Origin of the sequence: Bacillus sp. CCNWLW194, from assembly GCF_037120585.1 — a bacterium.
GTDB classification, from domain to species: Bacteria; Bacillota; Bacilli; order Bacillales; family Bacillaceae_G; genus Bacillus_A; species Bacillus_A basilensis.
In genome coordinates, this window is the sequence record NZ_JBBBBL010000019.1 from 1 (window position 1) to 24,377 (window position 24,377).

Genomic DNA, 24,377 nt, shown 5'->3' on the forward strand with positions numbered 1-24,377 from the left:
GTTCAATTCTAATCTTCCTACATCTGTATTAGCAAGCGCTGCAGCTTTTTTTACAACTGCGAACGCTCTAATTAAACTTTCATGAATTTTGTACCCTGTAATCGGGAAATTTTCAACAGCTCGTAAAGTTTGAATCCCGTAATATGTCTCAATAGGTAATTCCTTTCCTCCCAAAAAATCCTTCTCCACTCGCACGTTCTTGTTTGTCATTGCCATTTTAATTTCTCCCCCATATTAAATGTAAAACCTAAATAAATCATATGAAGTCATTCCCAATCCTTATCAGATTTTATTGTTAAATCGTAGGCTAAAGGCTCTTCAATAATTTTTTTAATCTCTTCTAATTTATTAGTTTTCCCAAGCGTCCACATCAATTTTGCTATGATGGCTTCCGTATTCATATCTCCAGATAATATTACTTGATGTTGCGCCACTTTCCGTCCTACTTCATAGAGAAGTATGTCTTCTCCTTCTTCCAGGCATTGAGTAGTAATCACTACAGCAATCCCCATTTCAGTCAACTCTTGAATTTTCGAAAGCAAGTTCCTTCCTTCAAAAGGTAATCCACCGTTACCAAAACTTTCAATAATAACCCCTTTATACAAACCTTTTAAACAATCAAATATCTCTGGCTTTGTACCTGGATACAATTTCATAAGAAAAACATCCGTACATAAATTAATACTTATTGAAAGTTCATTATGGGAGGACGTTGGCTTCCAATGATATTTCACTTCATCTTCATTTACCTCAGCAACATATGGATAATTCACACTTTCAAATGCATCATAACTTTTTGTTCGCATTTTAACTGCTCTCGTCCCAATAATCACCCTACCATCAAAAACAATAAACACACCGCCAACATCCTCACAGGCAAATCTAAGAGCATCAGCTACATTTTTCTTTGCGTCTGTCTTTTTAAAACTAATAGGTACTTGTGAGCCTGTTAAAACAACTGGTTTTCTTAAACCTTGAAGCATATAAGATAACGCAGAAGATGTATAAGCTAACGTATCCGTTCCATGTGTAATCACAAACCCGTCATAGTCATCATAGTGATTAAAAACAGCATTAGCTATTTCTTTCCAGTGCTCAGGTTGCATATTGGTACTATCAATATTCATTAAGATTTTACAATCTATTTCTAAGTTTCGAGATGACTTCGAAAAATAATTCAATAATTCCTCAGCAGATAATCCTGGAACAAGCCCTTCATTCCCCTCCACAGATGCAATTGTCCCACCAGTTGCCAGTAATAAAATTCTCTTCATACACAACCCCTCCATAAAATAAACAACGATATATCGTTCGCGAAATGCGTACTTATACTTATCATTATAGAACTTAATTTGAATTAATCAAGATTTTGTATTCAATACGCATACTTTTTTTCTATTCTTGATTCTTTTTCTATGTTATAATTAATTTAATAAAATTAGATGGGATATGAGACGAATGTTGGAACGTTTATCTGAATTAAGAAAAAATCAAAGATGGTCCTTACAAGAGACAGCAGATCGACTTGGGATTGCGAAAAGCACCTATGCTGGTTATGAAAATGGTTATAGATTACCTTCATTACAATCTTTATCTAAAATAGCAGATTTATTTGATACGTCTGTAGATTATATATTAGGTCGAATTGAACATTCACATCAAAACAAAGATGTAATTGATATTACAAGACTCCTAAACAATCCAGATCCAACACTTTTAATAGATGGAGAAGTACTTTCAACAGAAGAGATAATTGATTTTATTGCTTTTGTGAGAAGTAAACGAGAACTAAGTTCCAAAAGAATAGAAAATATTGAACCAACATTTGAAAGTTGATTCAATAAAGAACGAAGACACTGCACTCTTTAAACTTAGACAATTAATTTGTAAACGGTTTATATAGGATTAACTTGGGAAATATTATTAATCCGAATTCATTTTATCAACTTTATATTCATAAATTACATTTTATTATTTTATATACAAAAAAATATCCTTCCTAAAAACTTCCATACCAAGGAAAATCGCGGAACTACAATGATTGATCTAGTACTTCTCTCCATGCAGTTCATGCTGGCAGCACGTGCACATGTATAATCCAAATCCACTCAGAGGGAATCACAAGGAAAATAGCAATGCATTCTTTGGTTTGGAAAAAGAGCGCTATGTGTCAGTTATACTTCTACCTATTGATATAGTAGCCGACGAAGGATATGCTTCATATCTTCTCCCTGTTGATAGAATTGCAAAATGGAAATAGTATAAAACTTATATTAAGGACTAAAGGAGGCAGAATAGTATGGAAATAATCGCAGCTATTTTAGTAGGAATCGTAGCATTAGAGCATTTATTTATCATGATTCTCGAAATGTTTTTTATTAATTCAAAAGTAGCACAACGCGCTTTCAAATTGCCGAAGCATTTAGAAGGAGATCGAAACGTAGCCATTATGTTTGCAAATCAAGGTTTATATAATGGATTCTTAGCAGCTGGCCTCATTTGGGGACTTATACTTGGAAACAATCCCATTGGTTATATGATTCAATTATTTTTCATCATTTGTGTGGTAGTAGCAGCTATTTTCGGAGGTTTCACGTCCAATAAATCAATTATCGTAAAACAAGGACTTCCTGCTATTTTAGCATTGCTTGCCCTTTTATCTGTCATATAGAACCAAAGCTTTTCAATAAAGGAACTCATTTTTGAAGAATACGCTATTCTTTCTGTAGATTTATAAGAAAGGATGGCGTTTTTGTATGTCTATTTCTGTATCGAAAGAATTTGAAAGTATAACAGATTTCAAACAAGAATTATGTCATAAAACATAGTTTTTTAGCCCACTCATTTTACTAATTTATTCTTTAACTCCTCCCTTTTTTCTTTAGCTTCATCAATTTCTAATAACATGGATTTTTTATTTGTCTGCTTAATGAATTGAGTATATAACTCTGGGAATTCTTTTTGAACTTCTTTATTTAATACTGTTTTATATTTAATCATATAAATAACTTGTAACAAGGTGTAAGTGTAACCTTTAGTATTGGTGTAGATTATGAAATTATGCTTCATGGAATGCTAATATGGTTACTGTAAGTGATAAAGCTACAGGTATAAAAACTATTAACAAAGCATCTTAATGTTTATGAAATTCTTTGCTAATAGTTTCTCTTCTCCCTAATCTCCTGCGAGACTATATTTTTTTATTGAAATTTTCTATATCTTATTTGATTTATTCTGTAACACCAGATTGGGTTACTTTTACATCAGCCGTTACACGAAAACGTAAATGTTTATAGGATTCTTCCCATTCTTGACTGTTCCATTTTCTTACGTGAGTTCTACCAAGCTTTCTAAGTCCTATAGGATCTGTGCCTTTTTTAATAAATCTCTTTATCAATGTAGTTGCTTTTTTTTCTATTTCTGTTTCCATAATTCTTTCTAATTTTTTTATTTCTTTAGGGTTATCTAGATTTTTTGTTTTTGTAAATTCTTGAATTTCAGCTTTAACTTGAATATGAGCATTTACGAATGGATGCTTACTATTCCCCGCCATCTTATATTTTGTTCTAGCTTTTATATTCTCTATCGTGGCGTAAGTATTTGAAGAACCAGGTAGTTTGAAGTGGTATGTACCTTGTTTAAAATTATCTGTCAACAATTTAAATACAAATAAATCTTTAGGGTTCACTTTATCAACCATTTTACATCTTTTAAAAAGTGCTATTCCATCTAACTCCAACACGTTACCTTTTTTAGATATCATCGGTAAATATGAATCTCTCGCATCATCATTAAGTTGGTTTAAAAACATAAAAAAATTTGTTTTTGGCTGCGTTCCGTTGTCCATATTTTGCTCCAGTAAAGAGGATAGATAGGAAGCAATTTCTTTTTCTTTAGAATAGTTCCCCTTTAATAGTGATTCCCCTTTTACATTTGTAATTGCTAAATAAATTGCATTTCCTACACTAGGATTTCGGTTCATAGTCTCTAAAATTTCCTGCATTCCCTTTTCAATTATTTTTTTATTAAATATAATAACACGCAATTGTCCCAACTCTAGAGGTCCAGAAGATTTTTCGGATGCTCTTGCAAGAACTTCTCTACCAGTCTGTCCTGATGCTGAATAGATTTTCGTTTCACCTTCCCCGCCTCCTTTATAAGCTGAAATCGCAAAGGTTCCTTTTAGCTTGCCTTCTGCTTCAGTATCATATGCCGCAACTTGAACTAAGTCAATGTCATCCACAATTTTCGTTTTAGCACAACCTATTAAGAAGACACTTACTATAAGGAAAAGTATCCATCGCTTCATGTTTATCTCCTTAACTTTATTTTGGCGGTTTGGATTAGCCATAGTACGGGTAGGTATACATATATATATATAAAGCCAATTTGACCTGTCCAAGTATTTAATAAGTTAATTTTATTACGGTTATTCAAGAAAAATGATAAAACAAAGATGAATACGATGATAACTGGCAAAACATATTTTTGCTTTATTCCCAGTGCCTCTTTTATACCACGACTTACTCCCCATAATGTAAAGGAAACATTGGGTAATATAAAAAAAGCCCAAACAGAAACAATAATGTATTCAAATCGCTCTATAAAGGGAAATTGTATAATTTTAATCATGCTTAAATATGCCCATATCGCGCTCGCTAGTTGTTTTTCACTAAAAAACGCAAGAGTTAAAATCATAAGGTATGTGTAGACAATAGTCGTTACTAAATTTGCATAGTGCGCATATTTCTGAGACGTTCTTGCCTTTTTAATAAATGGGTAGTACAACAATAACATTTCAAATCCAAAAAAACTAAACATATTTCCTTTCATTCCTTTCATAATTTCTAGGAATGAATGCTGTGCGATTGGAAATAAATTCTGAAAATCTGCATACTGCAAAGGATAAAAAAATGTGAAGATTAGAATGCTGGGGATAACGATTCCAAAGAAGCCGATTCCAGCAACTACACGAAATCCTCCAGTAACAATGTAATAACATAAGCCTAAAAAAGCCCCAGCTATAACCCAAGATGAAATGGAAGGAAACATCCAAACATGTACTACTTCGATATAAGTATGTAGTGTTGTTGCACCTAACAATACAATATAGGATAAAAAAATGAAGTTGAACAATCCACCAATCCATTTTCCAAGTACGTCTTGATTGATTGCAATGATGTCTCCATTACCCTGATTTAAAATCTGATATATGATCCAAATCATAAGATTAACAGATATTCCAAAAAGTAGCGTACTAATCCACGCATCATTTCCAACTAATTTTGCACTAATCCTTTCAAAACCAAGCATACCAACCCCCATCTGTATAGTAATAATTAAAAAAAATACCATATATGGAGAGACTTGATACTCAATTGGGACCTGTTTCATAATGCTCCTCCCTGTTAATTTCAATCATCAAAATCATTTCGTGATTTGATTTTATTTTTCTCTACCTCTTCTGGATTAAAACGAAAACGCTGTTTAGATCTTGAAAAAATTGGGCGTCGGAACATCGCTGAGATTGGCAAACGGATAATGCTGTCTTTCCAATCTGTAGGGCGTGTAGGATAAAAAGGAAACAAATAAGGACGTCTTAATGATTCTGTACGTAATAAACGTGCTAAAAGCAAAGAGCTTGTTAAAACAATTCCTAATAAGCCCAACAGGTGTGCAGATATTATAAAAGGAAAACGAATTACTCGAATTGTATTACCAATTCGATATATTGGTGCTGTAAATGAACTAAGAGCTGAAAGTGCAACAATGATAATAAGTACATTACTTGTAAGACTTGCCTCTACCGATGCCTGTCCAATTACAATACCACCTACTATACCGACAGTTAGACCCACTTTAGTTGGTAAACGTGCCCCCGCTTCTCTCAGTAATTCAATTGTGATTTCTAAAAAAAGTGCTTCAATTAATGGAGGGAAAGGGACTTTACTTCTCGATATGATTAACGTTTCAAGAAGTTCTTTTGGAATCAGCTCGTAATGATATGTTAAGATTGAAACATATAATGGAGTCGTTAAGACAGAAAACATAAAAGCAAAAAGCCTTAATAGACGAAAAAAAGAGGCCATAATCCAAGGCATGGTGTAATCTTCTGTCGTAGAAAAAAAATCAATTAATGTTGTTGGAAGAGTGATGGCATAAGGTGAGCCATCTACAAAAAGTGCAATTTTTCCTTCTGCCAATACAGCTGCTACACGGTCTGGGCGTTCTGTATTCAAAAATTGAGGAAATATGGTATTAGGATTGTCTGTAATTAACTGAATCAAATACGTGCTATCCAAAACGTGGTCTGTTTTTATTTGACTCACCCGTTTTATAATTTCTTGTAGATTTTGATCATTTACAATTCCCTCAATATATACAATTGCAACGGTTGTGTTAGATAGAGAGCCTACTTTTAATTCCTTCATTTGTAAATAAGGTGTTGGAAGCTTTCTACGTACTAAATTTAAGTTTACATCTAAATCTTCAACAAACGCGATTTGTGGACCCACGATATTGTATTCAATTTCAGCTTTTGTAATATCTCTTTTTTCTTTCTTTGACACATTTATTAACAAGCCATTTAATGTATCTGTATCGAACTGAATAAGTATATAGCCGTTTAAAATACTATCCTGAATATCTTTCGTTTGATTTGTTATTTTTGAATTTTCAAAGGGGCAGACAGACTGAATATCTTGTAACGAATCGAAGCTATTCTCTTTTATATAAGTTAAAACCTCTGCATGAAATATATTTATATCGATTAATGTTCTAAAATATGAAATGACTATAGAGGAATTGTTTGAAGCGATTTCCAATGTTATAAAATCTTTAGATTTTTTTAGTAATTGCATTAAATCCTGTAAAGACTTTATAGATTCATCAGATATTTTTTCATACGGTTTCAATTGATAATACCCTTCCTTTCAGAAAGAAGTTACATATAGTTTTTAACAAATTTCTATTTACAAAAGCAGGCATAGTGATATATAAATATACCCATTGAATTAGCAATAGCCTCTTTGAAAATAACTTAACCAAAATTAGTTAAAAAATGTATCGTACAAAAAAATGAGCTCATTTCTCAAAATAACTAATTTTAGAGAAATAAAATTTTCATTTAGGGGGTACTTCAAAACCTTAGCTTGGTGACGATGTATTACTACCCCATGCCCATCAGCTTAAAAATTTTATAACACCCCCAGGATGAAAATTTCGATTATTTTTGACAGAAAACAGCTTGTTTTTTCGTTTTGGGGTATTTACTTTTCTTAAATTGATGTGCATGGCTTATCAAGAAATTACGTTAATTCAAATAGTTGCACAAAAACGAAACCTTTCAGACTCGGATTTAAAGGAAATCTACCAGAAAAGGGGTACAGCCGAGATACGTGAAAAACTAGATCATGGACATATATTATTTACCAATTAATGATTTTCGAGGGTATTTGAAACATAAATTTTCGTTTTTGTTACACCGTAATCTGATAATGGGTGTTTTTAGACATATGAAAGATAAATTAAATTATAAGGATTGTGAAGCATTTGAATCCCTTCAACTTGTCATAAAGGATTATATGGAAGATTATAATTGTTACCAGTGGACACTACAAAAGATGGCTCCGGTAGAATATGAAACCATCTCTTAAGTGCTTAATTTTTTATGTTTTTTATCGTTTTCCGACAGAAGACCCCTTCCTCAAAAATGTGAAGGTGTGAAACACCAATTTTTGGTGGGAGATGAATGTCGGTTGGCATAGGCCAACATGTTTGCTATCATTTACTTGTACAGATTGCTCTTTGAAAACTGAAGATATGAGGTTGGTTGCAGAAAAACGTTGCAACCGTAAAATCTTCAACGCTCTATCGCCCACACTTGCCGAAGTTGCGAAAACCAAGCTAAAGTAGGGAGTGTGGTGAGTCAACGTACAAGATACTTATGTTCTCACCGTAGGGACTATGGGTAGAGCCTGCTAAGATAACCGGTGGATAATCGGTGTTCGCAGGAATCTCCCACTTCAAACAGTCCGTTAGGACGTTAAGTGGTGAGTAGTTCAAACAATACAGTTCATAATTCATTAGCCGTTCCTTTATTTACGTGTATATTACTTTTGTCTATTTTTGAACAGATGCTAATTCACCATCAATGAAAGCAAAAATGCGTTCAATATTTTCTTTTGTTTCAAACATCACCGAACCATGAATAGCATTAGGGAAGATTTCAACCTTTGCATGATCTTTTCCTAGTAAGCTATTGACTTTCAAAGCAAAATCAATCGATTGTTGCATCGGTATAATATCATCGCCACTCCCATGTTGTAACAGTACTTTCGGCATACCTTTATGAATGTAACTAATAGGATTTGCTTGTTCTACTTGTTTTGTCAATTGATTGATTGGCCCACCAACAAATTGTGCCCCTGTACTATCTTCTGTATGATATGGAAATTCATTGCGCTTACTAATTGGAAAAGCGTCTTCATATTCATTACTACGATCTACCACTTCATATAATCCATTTTCTCTGAGTATACTATTTACTTGTAGATCATATTCTAAACGAGAAAAATCAGAAACTGGATACCAAGCAACTACTGCTGAAACATCAGTTAGAATATCAATATTAGGTTCATTTTCATTATCAAATAGCTTTTCATTCTCAAAAACCGCTGTCATAAGGGTCATATAGCCACCTGCAGAACCACCCCAAGTTACTATTCTATTCGGATCTAAATGAAATTTCGCAGCATTCTTTTTAATAAAACGAATAGCCATTTTCACATCTTTTACTGGTTCTGGAAAAATCGCCTCGCCTATTAATCTATAATTAATAGAAACAACTGCATACCCTCTATTTAAACCTTCTAACATTGGATCAATCATATCTTGTTGTCTTTTATCACAAGCTACAAATCCTCCCCCATGTATAGAAAGAATTATAGGAAATGGACCATCACCTTTTTCAGGTAACCAAATATCTAACTTTTGAGCTTCTGATTCAGTCCCATAAGCAATATCAAAATAACCTCTTTTATTTTCAGTGCTTAGAATAGGACCATTTTTTCTCCACTGTCTATTTGTCATTTTTTATTCTTCTCCTTAGTCATTTTCTTTAAAAGAAAGAGTATTTTTATTTATATAATATAAACCTAATCCTATTGTGATCAGCACAACATAGATTAAAAGAATATTGCTATACAACGGTGCACTCGATGTTTTAAATCCAAATAAATTTGCTTTGTGTAAAAAATCCATCGATAATAATTTTCCAGTAATAGCAATCCAGATAGTAGAAGCAATCGATATGCTTAGATTAAAGAAACCTAAACCTGCTCCCACTTTTTCTATTGGAAGAGCACTAACAACAATTTTCATAAATGGTGCATATAATAGACCCATCGCTCCCGAAAACAAACAAGTTACAAGAGCTAGTACCATATAATATTAGTATCGATCAAAACTGCCCCAATTAATAAAGAAGCTCCCATTAGACCGATTGCAATCATTAGCGTTTTAGGTACTCCTAATTGAATCGTTACTTTTCCACTTATAACCCCAATTATGGTTCCGACTACAAATGAAGGAAGCATAATTATTGAAACTGTACCGAGATCCACTTGATAAATACTCTGAGCTAAAAACCCAAATACAAAAGAAAAAGCAGCTTGGGAACCAAAAGTTAAGAATACAAGCACTATTGCCAACAAATATGTTTTATTTTGAAAGAAATCAATTGTAATAAATGCATTCTTGTTTTTCATGATATGAAAAACAAACAATACTATACTAAACAGAGATAATAAAAGTAACATTATATTTAGGTTATTAAAGTACAAGGTCAATAGAATCGTAATAAAACTTATTAAACTTATACCAGCTACATCTAATTTTCGTTCAGTTTTCTTTGAATCTTCTGGTAAATTTTTGAGCAAAGATGGAATTAAAATCAAAGTTATAAGCGGTAATAGAAACAAAAATCTCCAATTAACATACGTAGAGAGAAAACCACCACATAAAACTCCTAGTGCCATTGATGCCTGTACACATGCTGTATTATAACCATAATATTTCACTTGAGTTTTCTCATCTAAGTATTTTGTGGCTGTTATGATCAATAATGCTGAAGCACTAGTTCCACCAAAGGTTTGTATAGCTCTTGAAATAACAACCATAATAAATGAATGACTAAAAGCAACCCCGAGTACACTACCAATACACATGATAAGTACACCAAAAATAAGTAACTTCCTAATACTAATAGAGTCTGATAAGGTTGCATATATCATTGATGCAACCCCCATTACTAGCATAGCAATTGACACTTGGATGCTAATTGTGGATTCTGGTAAATTAAAATCTCTTGCTAGTTGAGGTGAGATAATCGTAAATGCTTGAATTAATGTTGCTGAAGACAAAAAAATTACCATAATCATTGGCATTACTTTTTTTACGCTTCCACTATGCTGCATTGCTCTTACTCCTTTCACAAATCCAAAAGTTTGTACACTTTACATTCCCACCTTAAAATGTATCCGTTTTCAAAAAAAGGGATTGAACCACTGGTTTTTCTAATGCTCTTAATCACCTTCTTTTTCAGGGTTCGCATTATACCACGAGGTATAGTGGTATACATCGTAGTATAATCCATTTTCACTTGAATTATATTTCAATACAACAAATTAATCAATAACAATCTTAAAAAATCCACAACATTCTTCACTATGTTACGTTTTAAATACTCCATTAAAAAGAATAGAAATCATATTTCACTATTCTAAGGTCAGACAAGAATTGCGATTAATTTATAACACGATATAATATTTATAGGGAGTGTTGTTAATGTCAGGTGAAAATAAAAGAAAATTACCTCTTTACGTAGAGATTTATGATAAATTACTAAAACTAATTAATGAGGGAGTCTATCCGATTGGAAGTAAGCTACCTACTGAAGCACAACTATCTAAGATGATGAATGTGAGTAGAATGACCTTACGACAAGCACTGAGCTTATTACAAGAGGACGATTATATCGAAACGATACATGGACAAGGAAACTTTATAAAACAAAATCTAGATATAAAAAGTACTGGATTAGAAAAAATAGATAATATTGTTTTTCAATGCTGTACAGAAACGATTGATGATATTGATGCTTATTTTCAAGTTGATTTTGCAGATGATTATGATTATATTAAAAAGATTTTCAATCGCGATGTGGCAGTGATTATTGGATTTAACAGATGGTACAAGTGTAAAAATAGAATAGTGGCACTTGCTTTTACCATATTTCCAAGTGAAACAGCTTCTAAATACCAAATGAATCTTAACGATCAGCAAAGCCTACTAAAAATACTTGAAGAAGATATTTATAAATTAGTACATTCATCAACAATAGAAATAAAATTCACAAAATTAGTTCCTTCTTCTTCAGACTATGAACTTCATTCAAATAATGATTTATTCGTACTACTAATTGAAAGTATGTATGACTCTATGGGAAATGTTGTAGTTCAAAATAAGTTTTATATTCCAACCGAATATAGTTCTGTTAAAATTAATCGAATAAATAAATAAATAAAATACTTATATTTACTTTTTTATTATGATTATCTGTTAACTATTGAGGCACAGGTGAGTTACATGTAAAAATAGATCATGGCCTTACTTTTATTTGCAAACTAATTTAAAGTCGTATTTTTTATAAAACTCCTTCATTCGCCTAAACTTTCATTTTCGTTTGTCACCAGAGATAATTTAATAGATATATTTTAAAAAAGGATTTCCAGGATACATAAAAGGGGAAAAGAAGAATTGACTCTTTTACGAGAACAGCAACGTTCTATAAGGGGTGACTATATCATTTCGGGAAAATTGTACTTTAGACACAATTTGGCCCGTTCCCTATACGTTAAGAAAACAACTATCCATTAACGGTGCTCAAATCATATGCGAAAATTGTATATGATCAAGACCTAAAACCCCAAAAAACTTAAAATAGAAGGCCCTACATATTATATATGACTAATATGTAGGGCCTTCTATTTTTGGTAATGAGTTTTGAAAATGGATTTAAACAGTATTTTTCTTTATTTGGGTAAAAATAAAGAAATAAAGTCCTATAAACGATTGTTTATGGGTTATGTGATGAGCACAATATTTTTATAATTTAACGTTATATTAATCCAATAAAAAGATAAATTGCAGTTCCCCAGATAAAAAGGGCGGAGCATTTGTTGAATATGTTCATTAAACCTTCTGTACCATCTATCTTTTTCATGACTGTACCTGCGAGAATTAATTTTGGCTGTGTGGCTCCTTGTGAAAATACAAATACATTCTGTACCCCTAAAGGTAAAATAAGTGCGAATGCTAAGATTATTCCATGAACAATAGCTTCCATTTATTCGGATGAAATTTCGAAATATTTAATAAATTAATTATTTAACAACCACTTCATAAGGTACACGTTTTTTAATAAAACGTGTGCGTTCTATGTTAGGGTTTAAGTCTTTTAGCACAGCTACATCTATTCTTGCAGGAGTAGAAGCCATGCATATGATTAAAAAAGAACAGATTGATTTACAGGATCAGTCTGTTCAAAAACAGAAAGAATTTATCCATCAATTATTCGGGCTATCAGCATAAAATACAATTCCGCTAGAAATATATGTGCTATATTCTCTTTTAGTTTACCTTCGTACCAGAACCATATTTTGTTAATATAATCATTTCTGCTCTCTTATTTTCTATCAGGTTTCTTATTGTTGTACAATTCATTTCTACATTCATTAGACAATACCCCGTTTTTTATGAAGAGCGAATGTTCAACGGATTACTCATAATGTGGAAAAATAACCAGAATTTGCTTGATTCAAAATCTAGTTGCTTTAAGCTATCAAATCAAATTTTCGCAATATTTAAGGATAATGTTCTTGTAATCACAGGTTTTTTATCAAACTTTATTACAAAGCAACAGCATTCACGGCAAAGTTATGCTTCCCTTAGCGGCAACTTTATGGGTAAAGTCACATCTCTTTTCAAATTCAATTATATTAGCACTTAAACCTTATTTTACCTCTTATCCCATGAGATATCGGATGCTCTCTTTTCCAAATTACATTCTAATGGCTCTAATTCTGTAAGTCCATATTTTCTATTTAGTGCTTGCAATATTAACCAGTTTGATACATGAATATTATTACTTAAAAATGGCCCATGTAAATACGTACCTATCAAATTTTTGTACAAAAGCCCTTCCTTTTTTTCTGTTGCATTATTTCCATAACCCTGTAGAACTTGACCAAGATATTCAAAAGAATGAAACGTTTGGCCACTGTGGTTTTCAAACCCTACTATTCTTCCAAACTTTTCAGATTGTACTCTTACATTCCCTACTAGTCGATTCAATGAGTTTGTGTTCTTACATGATGTATAAAATGGTAATACTCCTAGGCCTTGTATGATATCACTGTTTGCAGTTTCATAATACTCCCCTAATAGTTGATATCCTCCACAAATACACAATGCTGCTAAGCCATCCTCTATTGCTACTTTCAATTCTTTTCGAATTGAAAATAATTGTTCTTGGACTATTTTCTGTTCATTGTCACTCCCTCCCCCAATAAAAATTAGATCAGCCTGAGATATAGGATAATCTTTTACTTGTTCCACATAATGAATATCGGCTTCGATTCCTCTCCATTCTAATTGTTTTTGTAGAATGGTCACATTCCCTCGATCGCCGTATAGATTAAGAGTATTGGGGAAGTAATGATAGATAATTAATTTTTTCATAGTACCTCCTGATGTTAAAAACGTAATCAAATCTTATATATATTTTAGGGTAATACCTAATTTATATTGTTATTTTTAGTTTTAAATCTTTATTCGGTGCATTTGAAATCTATGTGCGCGTAGTTAAGTTATTAGACTAAATATATGTAGATACCATCTTATTTATAAAGGAGACACAGTTCCTTTAGTATTTAAAAATTGTCGGGCAGTATTTAATCCTGTGTAATTACTAATTACAGATGTTTCATTCCCTGCCACAATGCTATTCTGTAAGGCAGTCGAAATATTTGAGATAACTTTTATTTTATTTATAGAAATCCCCGCGTATTTTAAACGAACTGCAAGGTCGTGGGCACGTGTTCCTGCACAAATTATATGGCTTACATTGGAGTTTGCTAATAGTTCATAATCAACATCCCAAATCCAGGAGATATCTTTTCCATCAGCAAGCAAGTCATTTAATATAAAAACATATTGTTTTATCCTCTTATTTTGTATGCAATAATCTAACGTACAGTTCATCCCTTGTGGATTTTTAGCTAGGTTTAGATGGTATATATTTTGTGAAATAAAAAACTGTTGCATACGTCCATTACTCGTGTGATATTCTCTTAATCCTTTTTGAATTTGTTCATAACTAAAACCTACAAACTCTCCAATTTTTATAGCTGTTAGCATATTATATGCATTGTATTCACCCTTCAAATTGGAAGTATAGGATTGATCTTGTATAGTAATCGTTAAGTTGTTTTGTGATTGAATTGAGGTAACCTCAAAATCTAATACGGGACCACTCATGGAGCATGAACAATAATATTTTCCGAGGTGTCCATAGTGCGTATATGTATATTTCAATAGGCTGCCACAACAACAACAATAAACTGCATCTCTAATATTACTTTTATGAAAATCCCCTACATTTTCCTTTAAACCAAAATACATGGTCTTATTCTTTTGTTTAGTAAAATGTCTACTATATGGATCATCACCATTTAACAGCAAGTAAGCATCACTAGAATGAATAGCGGTTTGTAATCTTGAAATCAGTATATTGATTTCTCCGTAACGATCCAGCTGATCTCGAAAAATATTTGTTACAACAATCAATTGAGGCTCTATTTGTTTCAAAACTTCGGTCATTGTCAATTCATCGACTTCGAGAACTGCCACTTTCATGCCTTTTATTTTCCCTCGTATATTACTTTTTTTTATAAAAGCAGAGGTAATTCCCTCTAATAAGTTAGATCCCTCTATGTTACTAATATATTCAATTTTATTGGACTTAAAAATAGAAGAAACTAAATTACTAGTTGTTGTTTTCCCATTTGTACCCGTTATCAGAACTACGGTTTCCATCTGTTTTGCTAGTTTTTGTAATGCATTCTTATATAAGTAATTTAGAATTTTCCCTGGAATGTTAGACCCATTAAAACCTAATTTTTTACTGCTATATCCTGCTAACTTTCCAACCATCAATCCTATATAAAATAACATTATTAATCACCATCCTTGCTTGTCTCCTTCTAATTATTGAAAAAGACACTATTAAAATTATTAAAAAGTTCTATGAAAACCCAGCGCTATAAATTTCTTTTACATACCAAGTGAGCTAGGGTGCCTGTTCTCTGATAGAATAGTTCCTATATCATACAATCTTGGGTTTAATTTTAAAGCTATACGAAAATGGTCTATTAAAAAGTGACAAATTGATTTTCATTGTCAGTCTATCTAAAATTAGAAAATCCTCATTAACAAAATGTTAAACAGAAGGTTCCATTAGGAACCTTTTATTCTTTTTTTTGATGTACTATAGTTCTTGCGCTAGAACCTTTCATTCAACTTCTCAAATCCTAATCTAATCATTAATATTTATCTATTGTGGCCCCAAGTGAAGAAGCTCTAATAAATTCTTTACTTTGATATTTCTTTAATTCATCAGGAGTACCAGTTACTACCGCTCCAACAATCTTCACTTTTTCTGGGGTCAATTTAGGATTATCCTTTTTTAAATTTGTTAATATTTCTTTTGCTTTATCAGCATAATCTCCATAAAAATCAGGGGATTTTAAGGTGCTTATAAAAAATTCAGGAGATTGCCAGTCGTTTTCTGAGTTATATGGATAACCATATATTTTTCCACGATTAAATAATCCTCCTACTTCTTCTTGAAGTTCCTGCTGATTCATGCTATTTATCTCTTTATCTGATTCAGTGTCTATCCAAAGCCATTCTGTATTTTGTTTGTCTAAAAGATTTTGAACATCACTAATTGAATACGGACGATCAAAAGATAGCGCATATTCAACATATTTATTCGATCCTATTTCATCAAGTAAGTTTAAATCATTAGGAACATGCTTATATTGAACTTTTGGATGATAAAAAATAAGCTCTCTTTGTCCATTTTGACTGTTATAAATTTCCCAGCCTTTTCTTTTTTCGTTATAATGATTAATCCAATTAGAAGATTCTTTTTCTGAATAAATAAGATTATAATGTCCTGTTAACGATTCCCAAGGTATGACACGTTCTCCTATTTTTTTCGAATATTTGTGAGTTGCGTCAACGGAAAAAGAATTCCAATTATAAAATGATGCATGATGCTCAACATTAGGTTCAGTAATAGATAACCATACTCCTGTAGCATTATCTTTCTTTGTCAGACGCTCAGATAGCCAATAATTATTCCCAAAACTCAATCCACCATACAATGCAATTAATACACTCCCGGTAATAACTACATTTTTTATAATTGCTTTTCTTCTACTTTTACGCATGGTTTTTTCAAATTCCTTATCATCTAGAAAAAATTCAGATTGATTTTCATCATTCTTTATGTTCATTTTGCATCCCCCTATATATATCAATAAAGTATTCTTTAGCTCGAAATACAGTTGTTTTAACAGTTCCAGTAGTGACTTCAAATAAAAGGGCTATGTCATCATAACGTAAACCTACTACATATTTTAGAATTAATACTTCTCTATATCTTTTAGGAAGTAAATCTAATACTTTTCTTATTTCATCACTCTGCTCTTCTTTTAAAAGACAATCATCCGGTAAATCAGATTCAAGATTTTCTAATATAGATAATTCTATTAAAAATTTATCTTTTCTTTTTTCTTTTCTCAAAATATCATAGCTTTTGTTTATAGCTACTCTAAACAGCCAACTTTTCACTTTTTCAGGGGGAATCCCTTCTAAGTTTTGGATATATTTTAAAGCCGTTTCTTGTACAAGGTCTTCTGCATCCTCTCTAGATATTCCAAGTTTTAATAAATAATTAAAAATAAAACCTAAGTATTGCTTTAATCTTTTTTGAAATACATCATCTCGCATCTCTTACCTCCTTCTATATTTATAACGTTTAAGTTTCTATTTGGTTGACAGGATAATCAATTTTTTTGACATAATTTTAATTATTATTTAAAACAAGAACAGTTCTCATTTATTGAATACATCGCAAGGTAATCTTTTTTCCTAGACTACTAATTAAAGGATTCTGTTGCAAAAAAACTATAAAAGGTAGATATACTATAATTGAAGGATTACTATGGCGGTGTATAAATACGGAAGGTTAGGGGGAGATACTTCCGGCTTTTTTTATTTGATAGACTTCCAATTGATGTCAAGGTTCAAAGCCATTCTTACATAAATTTGTATTGCAGAGAGGTAGGTAGGCAATACACAAATTCTAATGTAACCTGAACAATCAATTGGAATTAAAATTATTAAGTATGCTGCATCCTTAGTTATTTTAATTACCTTTTAAATCAATAGAACAATATAGATACATCCATTGACCTTTAATTTTCACATGGGTTTTATAAAATGGCCAAAAATCCTTGGTTGACTTAAGAGGTTCTGGTACAAAGATTATTGCTTTTCAATTACAATTACTAGATTTGTAATCTAGTATTATTTCGACAATGGAATTAATAGTTTTGTTTTGAGCACTATAATAAACCTCTAATCCTTTTCTATTCTTCATAACTAATTTTTGAGATTTCATCTTTGATAAATGCTGTGAAACAGTAGATTGTGGAATACCCAGCATATCTACGATTTGTGTTACATTGCATGCTCCTCTTGTAATTAATTCTTTCAAAATTTTAATTCGTATTGGATGAGCTAATGCCTTAAAAACTTCTGCGTCTTTTTCATAATTTAACAAACTAAACATCTCCTTTTGAATCAATATATGTTTATAATATTAATAATTTATTCTGCATTGTGTTTTTGATTTAATTAGTTTTTTATTTTTTCAACATAACCCGGTATGCTCGAGACACTCTTATTCTCTTTTTTTACTTCCTACAATTCATCTGAAAATGTTGTATTTGGATTTTTCATATAATACATAATTCCAAAGTCATATTTGATGGTTTCTTACCATATGCTTGTGCTAGGTATCTTGGCTTAACCAAATCAGTGATTTCTAGTAGCAGAAATTGACTTTTACCAAGGGATTAAGTCCCTTCATGTGCCTTCGCAAGAATCCTCTTTGGGCTAGGCCAGAAATTTCAATAATTAATACCGATTGTGTAAACCCTACACCAAATGTATCTACTTATTTGATACATGTTTAACTATTCACCAGAACCTCATGTAACTAATTTTTTTCAAAGAATATTTTCCTATAAAAAACTGCAACTCTACTTGTTAGTTATGTCTAACAATTGGAGTTGCAGTTCACCAATTAGGTTATATTTTACTTGCTATTTAGACACGTACAGCTGTACCGCTTACTGCAACCATTAGCATTCCATCACGAACGACTTCGTAGTCTACATCGATACCAACAATTGCATTTGCTCCTTTTTGCGTTGCAAGTTGTTTCATTTCTTCCATGGCAATGTCACGAGCTTCTTTTAATTTACTTTCATAAGCACCAGAACGGCCACCTACAACGTCACGAACAGAAGCGAAGATGTCGCGTACGATATTTGCACCCATAATTGCTTCACCGTTTACGATGTCTATATACTCAATAATTTCTTTACCCTGAATAGTATTAGTTGTTGTTACGATCATTATTAACACACTCCTGTAATTTTTAAAAATTTATTGTTGTTTGCTATAATCCTATTATTAATTTTAAAAGCTAAATAAACTATCTAATAACCTTACATAAAGATGACAGTTCTGTAAGGATGAAAGAAAACAAGCTATCCACAAAAAACTTGTTTTCTTAACACTAATATTAAAATGCTTTCAATAGTAAAAATAGTTTTTGTAAGTTTTGTAAATACTTTTGTAATTAAAAAAAAGTATAAGCGAATCGATTTTCTGCTAAATTAATTGCAATGTTTGTTTTCGTTCCATCTATATCCTTTTCCTCGTACCGTAAGAAGAAACTCAGGATTAGAAGGACTAGTCTCGATCTTCTGACGAAGACGATTAATATTCACATCGATGACTTTTGTATTACCTACACAATTTATACCCCATATTTTATTTAAAAGTTCATTACGTGAAATTGGTTTCATGGAATTTTCCATTAAATATCGTAAAATAATATACTCTGTTGGAGTTAAATCAATTACTATCTCATCCCTATACAATTCTCCTAGCAGAAGATTTAATTGAAATGGCCCCGAATGAATCAATTCCAAATCCTTTTTATTTTTTTGAATTCTTCTTAGCAATGATTGTACACGTGCTACTAATTCATTTATACTAAATGGCTTTTTAATATAATCATCTGCCCCAATTGTCAAACCGTGTACCTGATCTTTTTCTTGAACAAGTGCCGTTAATATAATAATACCAATATCTTCATTGTTTTTTCGTATGCTTTTGCATACCCGAAATCCATCTATTCCTGGTAACATAACATCAAGTATTACAATATTAACATTATGCTGTTCTAAAAGCTCAAGAGCTTTTTCACCTGTATCGGTTTCTAAAACATTGAAACCAGCACGCTTCATATTCAATGTAATAAAACTACGGATGGTTATATCATCTTCTAATACTAAAATTGTTGTCATACTCACCGCTCCTTTACTCTTGTTGATAAACGGCTATGGATTTGATATAAGTTCTAAGATTCTGGTAGTTTGTTTTTTAAAAACTGTATATACATGAGCTCTTTTTTTATATGTATCAACTCCTAGGAGTCACTATATATGTCCATCAACTTAAAAATCTAGTAAAAAACTGTCATCCTTTCTATTTAGCCTTTTAGAAAGAATAACGTGAAGCTAGTAAAGATTCTTAAGTTGGTGGACATGGAGTGGTATCCCTAGTTTATTCGCCTTATATTAATTAAGTGATAAGACTTTTTCGTCCTTAATCTCATTCTCCTGTCAACTCTACCACCACATAATTTTCACGTGAAAACGAAATATTTTTCATCGTTTGCTCTTAAATTCCCACGTTTTTATATACACCTCAAAACATTTTGACTAGGTAATACAAGTTCTCTTCTGATTCACCTAAATAAAGTTGAGCCTCTTGAAACTCCCCAATCGATTAGCTGATTAATGATGCGTCGCTTTTTTCTTTCTACATGATAGATGTGCTGTTCGAGTTTTTTTGGACCTTTTGCATGCTTGTAAGAAATCAATTCTTGTGTTGCCATTTCTATAAACTGAATATCAGACTCTACAAGGTATTGAATATATGCCGTTTTCGCCTTCATATATTCATCTTCATTTTTCCATCTGTGATGGCTACCGTCATAAAATATAAAAAAGGAGTTGCTTTTCAACGGACTTATCACTTTGATCATTTCATTATTCGGATCAAATATTTCTTTTGCTTTTTTATGTGCCTGTAACACTTTGTCTTTCGAACATCCGCCTACAAGCAAATAATGTGGAGTGATTAAACTCATTTTGTTATTTCCCCCCTCTATTGCCCTCATATACGATCCAGAAAGGATAGGAACAAAGAGCACGCATTGAATCTTTACAAGCTAACATGATTTAAAAAGCATGAAAGGAAGGATAATCTCAAATGGCTAGTGATATATTCTAAAAAGTTGTCCTTCTTCTCACTTTGTACAAAAAACACCTTAAGTTCGGATTAATGAGCTTGTTCTTTATCGTTTTCTGACAGAAGACTCCTTACTCAAAAATGTGAAGGTGTAAAACACCAATTTTAGGTGGGAGATGAATGTCGGTTGGCATAGGCCAACATGTTTGCTATCATTTACTTGTACAGATTGCTCTTTGAAAACTGAAGATATGAGTTTGGTTGCAGAAAAACGTTGCAACCGTAAAATCTTCAACGCTCTATCGCCCACAGTTGCCGAAGTTGCGAAAACCAAGCTAAAAGTAGGGAGTGTGGTGAGTCAACGTACAAGATACTTATGTTCTCACCGTAGGGACTATGGGTAGAGCCTGTGGATAATCGGTGTTCGCAGGAATCTCCCACTTCAAACAGTCCGTTAGGACGTTAAGTGGTGAGTAGTTCAAACTTAGCTTTAATATAAAAGATAGTTCAACTTAAAATGATTATGTAGTTCTCCCCCACACGAATCCAATGGTTTCATGAAGCATTTCTTTTTTCATTTCCATTGTGAATTCTTGGGTCTGCTTTTTCGAATGGATATCTACAATTCCATTCGAAGCAATCATTTCTTTCACCCTTCGTAGTTATGGAGTTATCATATAACTAAATACAATACAACTAACCAAAATGGCATTACCATTAAAAATCCATTTCTAATCCCTATTACAAAAGCCAAAGGATCATCATTACAGTTTAACGTTGCTTTTTTTAACCTGCTGCAACATCTTTTTTTCGGATGGAAGGCTCATAGTGAATCTCCTTATCTTTCAATCTGTTTTCGTTTTCCATAACAAACTACCACCAAAACAGCCTATACAATAAATCACAATGAATTTCATAAAAATTTCTATAATTGCATCCGTCATTCCCCATTCTCCTCTCCCAAGGCCTGTAATACACAAGCAATAATTAGCAAAGTAAGAATTAATAATAAGCTCCCTATATTTAGGCATTTTCTAAGCATGGGCATTCTCTCCTCACAATTAACGTTTATTTCAGAAAAAAAACCAAGCTAAGAAAATTCAGAGAAGAAAAGAGCCCAATTTACCACGTTCTGAGCAAATTGGCTCTTTAATGTTCCAAAGACATAAGCAATGTAAACTCATTGGGTGTAATCTCCCAAACTTATATTCTCCTAAGAAATTAATATCTTCCTAGCCTAAAGGCGAATATCATACGCTGGAGATCTTTTCATTTAAAAAGCTTGGTTGTTCCAAAACGCTGGCGGTAGTCCAAAATAGTACATAATATCCTCGAATGATATTAATATAATCCCCCTGCAATATCAATTCTTTTTTTATAAAAATTATAAAAAAAGAATTGATATTGGTTTTTTCATGACATTTATCGACAAATTATTTACTTTTATCAATTATCAATTTATAATAATTACAACTTAATATACATACTACATAACATGTAATAATTACTTAGTTGAGCATATAGTTACCACTGGAGAGGGGTTGAAAAAATTCAAAAATGATGGACGAGTACTCATGCGGATTAATTTATATAAATATAAGGGGAATGAAACTGTAGAAAAGATGCGTGATTAGTATGCTCTAGTTTAAAAGGTTACTAATCGGTTGGGGAATTTTAGGTGATAAAACAGAGTCATAGATTTAATCGGATGTACAAGACTTGACTTGAGATTTATATAAAGTAGGTTATGACTCTTTTGTTTATTGTCCAATTGGATTTAATGCATAGTATTTTAGGTGGCTATGGTAAATATACAAGATATATTTATAGATTAATTCGAGGACCTTATCTCAAAAAATGAAATACAAACGATTTTTAATTATTGACAAGCAATAAAACTAAATATATATTAAATTATAATAATTATCACAAGAAAATTATTATTATTTATAAAAAGGAGGTTCCACTTCATGAATCCAAATAATCGCTTAACAACAAACCAAGGTGCTCCAGTTGGAGATAACCAAAATTCTCGTACAGCTGGTCGCCGTGGACCGGTATTATTAGAAGACTATCATTTAGTAGAAAAGCTTGCTCATTTTGATCGTGAACGTATTCCAGAGCGTGTTGTACATGCACGTGGTGCAGGTGCTCACGGTGTATTTGTAACAAAAAACAGTATGAAGCAATATACGAAGGCAGCATTTTTACAAAATGAAGGAACTGAAACGCCTGTATTCGTTCGTTTCTCAACAGTTATTCATGGCCAAGGCTCTCCGGAGACAGCACGTGATCCGCGTGGGTTCGCTGTTAAATTTTATACAGAAGAAGGAAACTACGATATTGTAGGTAACCATTTACCAGTTTTCTTCATTCGTGATGCAATTAAATTCCCTGACATGGTGCATTCTTTAAAGCCAGCACCTGATACAAATATTCAAACGCCAGATCGTTATTGGGATTTTATGACGTTAACACCAGAATCTACTCATATGATGACATGGGTATTTTCTGATTATGGTACACCAGCAAACTATCGTGAAATGGAAGGCTTCGGAGTCCATTCATTTAAATGGATTAATGCAAAAGGTAAAATTATTTACATTAAATATCATTGGAAACCACAGCAAGGTGTACGAAATTTAAGTGCAAAAGAAGTAGAACAAGTACAAGGTAAAGATTTCAATCATGCAACTCGCGATTTATTCGATGCGATTGAAAAAGGAAATCATCCAAAATGGGATCTACACGTACAAGTGATGCAATTAGATCAAATGGATTCTTTAGATTTCGATCCATTAGATCCAACAAAAGTATGGCCAGAAGATTGTTTCCCACTCATTGAAGTAGGGACAATGACACTAAATCGTAACCCACAAAACTTTTTTGCGGAAGTAGAACAAGCGGCCTTTACACCAAGTGCAACTATACCTGGTATTGAACCATCTGAAGATAAACTATTACAAGGTCGTTTATTCTCTTACCCAGATACACAGCGTTACCGAATTGGTGCAAATTATTTGCAAATCCCTGTAAATTGCCCATACGCAACTGTTCGTAATCAACAACGTGATGGTGCGATGCAAGTAAATCAAAACCCATCTACAATAAACTATGAACCAAGCCGCCATACTGAAAATCCAGTTGAAGACCCAACATACCGCGATTCTACTATGAGAGTAGGAGGCTATGTATCTCGTGAAAAAAATGAGAAACCGAACGACTTCAAACAAGCCGGTGAGCGTTATCGTTCATTCTCTAAAGAAGAGCAAGACAACTTAATTGCAAACTTAACTAACGACTTGAAAGACGTAAATGAACGTACGAAACTACTAGCTATTTGTAACTTCTTCCGTGCAGATCGCGAATATGGTATTCGCTTAGCAGAAGCATTAAATGTTGATATTTCATCGTATGTAGGAATTTCTACAAAATAATAGCATTTTTAATTTTATTTTATCCTTAAATACAACCTAAAATATGCTAAAAAAGAAATTGTCTCAAAAATTTGTTGATAAACAATTTTTTAGAGACAATTTCTTTTTTTAATTCCCTTCAACAATAGATAGGAGTATTAAAGCTTCATTAAAATTTGTGTATCATTTTCAAAATGAATAGGAAAAATGTATTGACTG

General features: G+C 32.2%; 20 protein-coding genes and 7 pseudogenes. 7 read left to right on the forward strand and 20 right to left on the reverse strand.

What is annotated here, in order from left to right; genetic code table 11:
* Both V7S50_RS28665 and ansA read right to left on the reverse strand, forming a co-directional pair.
* Positions 1-216: pseudogene (locus V7S50_RS28665) on the reverse strand (hypothetical protein); the annotation flags it as partial.
* Between the two features lie 50 nt (positions 217-266).
* Positions 267-1,274, reverse strand: a complete 1,008-nt coding sequence (gene ansA / locus V7S50_RS28670) for an asparaginase (RefSeq protein ID WP_242252684.1) — start codon at positions 1,272-1,274, stop codon at positions 267-269.
* Positions 1,275-1,458: 184 nt separating this feature from the next.
* Between ansA and ansR the strand changes: the two genes are divergently transcribed.
* The 3 genes and pseudogenes from ansR to V7S50_RS28680 all read left to right on the forward strand — a co-directional run bounded on the left by ansR (position 1,459) and on the right by V7S50_RS28680 (position 2,671).
* Positions 1,459-1,836 (forward strand): HTH-type transcriptional regulator AnsR, encoded by a 378-nt coding sequence (gene ansR / locus V7S50_RS28675; protein WP_242253096.1) that lies wholly within the window; start codon positions 1,459-1,461, stop codon positions 1,834-1,836.
* Positions 1,837-2,022: 186 nt separating this feature from the next.
* Positions 2,023-2,260: pseudogene (locus V7S50_RS34175) on the forward strand (nitroreductase family protein); the annotation flags it as partial.
* Positions 2,261-2,299: 39 nt separating this feature from the next.
* A complete protein-coding gene (locus V7S50_RS28680) occupies positions 2,300-2,671 on the forward strand; it encodes a DUF1304 domain-containing protein (RefSeq protein ID WP_063225004.1) in 372 nt (123 codons plus the stop codon).
* 173 nt (positions 2,672-2,844) lie between these two features.
* Here the strand turns inward: V7S50_RS28680 and V7S50_RS34180 are convergent.
* From V7S50_RS34180 to V7S50_RS28700, 4 genes and pseudogenes are all read right to left on the reverse strand, one after another.
* Positions 2,845-3,021 (reverse strand): annotated as a pseudogene (locus tag V7S50_RS34180) (nucleotide excision repair endonuclease); the annotation flags it as partial.
* A 208-nt stretch (positions 3,022-3,229) separates the two neighbouring features.
* Positions 3,230-4,309, reverse strand: coding sequence for a Ger(x)C family spore germination protein (locus V7S50_RS28690; RefSeq protein WP_336376853.1), 1,080 nt, complete (start codon positions 4,307-4,309; stop codon positions 3,230-3,232).
* A gap of 2 nt (positions 4,310-4,311) precedes the next feature.
* Positions 4,312-5,394, reverse strand: coding sequence for a GerAB/ArcD/ProY family transporter (locus V7S50_RS28695; protein ID WP_242252678.1), 1,083 nt, complete (start codon positions 5,392-5,394; stop codon positions 4,312-4,314).
* Positions 5,395-5,414: 20 nt separating this feature from the next.
* Positions 5,415-6,860, reverse strand: a complete 1,446-nt coding sequence (locus V7S50_RS28700) for a spore germination protein (protein ID WP_442896561.1) — start codon at positions 6,858-6,860, stop codon at positions 5,415-5,417.
* Positions 6,861-7,514: 654 nt separating this feature from the next.
* Between V7S50_RS28700 and V7S50_RS34185 the strand changes: the two genes are divergently transcribed.
* Positions 7,515-7,655 carry an IS3 family transposase gene (locus V7S50_RS34185; RefSeq protein WP_442896560.1) on the forward strand — a complete coding sequence of 47 codons (141 nt, stop codon included), beginning with the start codon at positions 7,515-7,517 and terminating at the stop codon, positions 7,653-7,655.
* A gap of 466 nt (positions 7,656-8,121) precedes the next feature.
* Here the strand turns inward: V7S50_RS34185 and V7S50_RS28705 are convergent, their stop codons facing one another.
* The 3 genes from V7S50_RS28705 to V7S50_RS28715 are packed head-to-tail and all read right to left on the reverse strand — an operon-like array spanning position 8,122 to position 10,475.
* Positions 8,122-9,090: an alpha/beta hydrolase gene (locus V7S50_RS28705; RefSeq protein WP_336376590.1), complete on the reverse strand. Its 969-nt coding sequence runs from the start codon at positions 9,088-9,090 to the stop codon at positions 8,122-8,124.
* Between the two features lie 15 nt (positions 9,091-9,105).
* Positions 9,106-9,405: a hypothetical protein gene (locus V7S50_RS28710; RefSeq protein WP_336376589.1), complete on the reverse strand. Its 300-nt coding sequence runs from the start codon at positions 9,403-9,405 to the stop codon at positions 9,106-9,108.
* 29 nt (positions 9,406-9,434) lie between these two features.
* Positions 9,435-10,475: an MFS transporter gene (locus tag V7S50_RS28715; protein WP_336376588.1), complete on the reverse strand. Its 1,041-nt coding sequence runs from the start codon at positions 10,473-10,475 to the stop codon at positions 9,435-9,437.
* A 370-nt stretch (positions 10,476-10,845) separates the two neighbouring features.
* On the opposite strand from V7S50_RS28715, the gene V7S50_RS28720 reads away from it, so the two are divergent.
* Positions 10,846-11,580: a GntR family transcriptional regulator gene (locus tag V7S50_RS28720; RefSeq protein ID WP_336376587.1), complete on the forward strand. Its 735-nt coding sequence runs from the start codon at positions 10,846-10,848 to the stop codon at positions 11,578-11,580.
* Between the two features lie 730 nt (positions 11,581-12,310).
* Here V7S50_RS28720 and V7S50_RS28725 read toward each other — a convergent pair.
* Positions 12,311-12,406 (reverse strand): annotated as a pseudogene (locus V7S50_RS28725) (LysE/ArgO family amino acid transporter); the annotation flags it as partial.
* Between the two features lie 65 nt (positions 12,407-12,471).
* Between V7S50_RS28725 and V7S50_RS28730 the strand changes: the two are divergent.
* Positions 12,472-12,651 (forward strand): annotated as a pseudogene (locus V7S50_RS28730) (IS6 family transposase); the annotation flags it as partial.
* Between the two features lie 426 nt (positions 12,652-13,077).
* On the opposite strand, the gene V7S50_RS28735 reads toward V7S50_RS28730, so the two are convergent.
* From V7S50_RS28735 to V7S50_RS28780, 10 genes and pseudogenes are all read right to left on the reverse strand, one after another.
* Positions 13,078-13,800: a type 1 glutamine amidotransferase gene (locus tag V7S50_RS28735; protein WP_336376586.1), complete on the reverse strand. Its 723-nt coding sequence runs from the start codon at positions 13,798-13,800 to the stop codon at positions 13,078-13,080.
* A gap of 162 nt (positions 13,801-13,962) precedes the next feature.
* Complete coding sequence (locus tag V7S50_RS28740) at positions 13,963-15,294, reverse strand: MurT ligase domain-containing protein (protein WP_336376585.1); 1,332 nt, start codon at positions 15,292-15,294, stop codon at positions 13,963-13,965.
* Between the two features lie 368 nt (positions 15,295-15,662).
* Positions 15,663-16,643: an anti sigma factor C-terminal domain-containing protein gene (locus V7S50_RS28745; RefSeq protein ID WP_336376584.1), complete on the reverse strand. Its 981-nt coding sequence runs from the start codon at positions 16,641-16,643 to the stop codon at positions 15,663-15,665.
* Positions 16,627-17,139: an RNA polymerase sigma factor gene (locus tag V7S50_RS28750; RefSeq protein ID WP_336376583.1), complete on the reverse strand. Its 513-nt coding sequence runs from the start codon at positions 17,137-17,139 to the stop codon at positions 16,627-16,629. The genes V7S50_RS28745 and V7S50_RS28750 overlap by 17 nt, the downstream gene beginning before the upstream one ends.
* A 421-nt stretch (positions 17,140-17,560) precedes the next feature.
* Positions 17,561-17,659 (reverse strand): annotated as a pseudogene (locus V7S50_RS28755) (IS6 family transposase); the annotation flags it as partial.
* 27 nt (positions 17,660-17,686) lie between these two features.
* A complete protein-coding gene (locus V7S50_RS28760) occupies positions 17,687-17,974 on the reverse strand; it encodes an ArsR/SmtB family transcription factor (protein WP_147807523.1) in 288 nt (95 codons plus the stop codon).
* Positions 17,975-18,522: 548 nt separating this feature from the next.
* Entirely contained in the window at positions 18,523-18,834 is a 312-nt protein-coding gene (locus V7S50_RS28765) for a heavy metal-binding domain-containing protein (RefSeq protein WP_000637486.1), read from the reverse strand.
* 263 nt (positions 18,835-19,097) lie between these two features.
* Positions 19,098-19,793, reverse strand: a complete 696-nt coding sequence (locus V7S50_RS28770) for a response regulator transcription factor (RefSeq protein ID WP_336376582.1) — start codon at positions 19,791-19,793, stop codon at positions 19,098-19,100.
* 569 nt (positions 19,794-20,362) lie between these two features.
* Positions 20,363-20,641, reverse strand: a pseudogene (locus tag V7S50_RS28775) (hypothetical protein); the annotation flags it as partial.
* 622 nt (positions 20,642-21,263) lie between these two features.
* Entirely contained in the window at positions 21,264-21,386 is a 123-nt protein-coding gene (locus V7S50_RS28780; protein ID WP_336376581.1) for a hypothetical protein, read from the reverse strand.
* Positions 21,387-22,712: 1,326 nt separating this feature from the next.
* Here V7S50_RS28780 and V7S50_RS28785 point away from each other — a divergent pair.
* Complete coding sequence (locus V7S50_RS28785) at positions 22,713-24,179, forward strand: catalase (RefSeq protein ID WP_336376580.1); 1,467 nt, start codon at positions 22,713-22,715, stop codon at positions 24,177-24,179.
* Positions 24,180-24,377 lie beyond the last annotated feature (198 nt).

Bases quoted from the DNA above. Each gene is read 5' to 3' on its own strand.
- ansA (WP_242252684.1), bottom strand. From the start codon at position 1,274: ATGAAGAGAATTTTATTACTGGCAACTGGTGGGACAATTGCATCTGTG.
- ansR (WP_242253096.1), top strand. From the start codon at position 1,459: ATGTTGGAACGTTTATCTGAATTAAGAAAAAATCAAAGATGGTCCTTA.
- V7S50_RS28680 (WP_063225004.1), top strand. From the start codon at position 2,300: ATGGAAATAATCGCAGCTATTTTAGTAGGAATCGTAGCATTAGAGCAT.
- V7S50_RS28690 (WP_336376853.1), bottom strand. From the start codon at position 4,309: ATGAAGCGATGGATACTTTTCCTTATAGTAAGTGTCTTCTTAATAGGT.
- V7S50_RS28695 (WP_242252678.1), bottom strand. From the start codon at position 5,394: ATGAAACAGGTCCCAATTGAGTATCAAGTCTCTCCATATATGGTATTT.
- V7S50_RS28700 (WP_442896561.1), bottom strand. From the start codon at position 6,860: ATGCAATTACTAAAAAAATCTAAAGATTTTATAACATTGGAAATCGCT.
- V7S50_RS34185 (WP_442896560.1), top strand. From the start codon at position 7,515: ATGAAAGATAAATTAAATTATAAGGATTGTGAAGCATTTGAATCCCTT.
- V7S50_RS28705 (WP_336376590.1), bottom strand. From the start codon at position 9,090: ATGACAAATAGACAGTGGAGAAAAAATGGTCCTATTCTAAGCACTGAA.
- V7S50_RS28710 (WP_336376589.1), bottom strand. From the start codon at position 9,405: ATGGGTCTATTATATGCACCATTTATGAAAATTGTTGTTAGTGCTCTT.
- V7S50_RS28715 (WP_336376588.1), bottom strand. From the start codon at position 10,475: ATGCAGCATAGTGGAAGCGTAAAAAAAGTAATGCCAATGATTATGGTA.
- V7S50_RS28720 (WP_336376587.1), top strand. From the start codon at position 10,846: ATGTCAGGTGAAAATAAAAGAAAATTACCTCTTTACGTAGAGATTTAT.
- V7S50_RS28735 (WP_336376586.1), bottom strand. From the start codon at position 13,800: ATGAAAAAATTAATTATCTATCATTACTTCCCCAATACTCTTAATCTA.
- V7S50_RS28740 (WP_336376585.1), bottom strand. From the start codon at position 15,294: ATGTTATTTTATATAGGATTGATGGTTGGAAAGTTAGCAGGATATAGC.
- V7S50_RS28745 (WP_336376584.1), bottom strand. From the start codon at position 16,643: ATGAACATAAAGAATGATGAAAATCAATCTGAATTTTTTCTAGATGAT.
- V7S50_RS28750 (WP_336376583.1), bottom strand. From the start codon at position 17,139: ATGCGAGATGATGTATTTCAAAAAAGATTAAAGCAATACTTAGGTTTT.
- V7S50_RS28765 (WP_000637486.1), bottom strand. From the start codon at position 18,834: ATGATCGTAACAACAACTAATACTATTCAGGGTAAAGAAATTATTGAG.
- V7S50_RS28770 (WP_336376582.1), bottom strand. From the start codon at position 19,793: ATGACAACAATTTTAGTATTAGAAGATGATATAACCATCCGTAGTTTT.
- V7S50_RS28780 (WP_336376581.1), bottom strand. From the start codon at position 21,386: ATGATTGCTTCGAATGGAATTGTAGATATCCATTCGAAAAAGCAGACC.
- V7S50_RS28785 (WP_336376580.1), top strand. From the start codon at position 22,713: ATGAATCCAAATAATCGCTTAACAACAAACCAAGGTGCTCCAGTTGGA.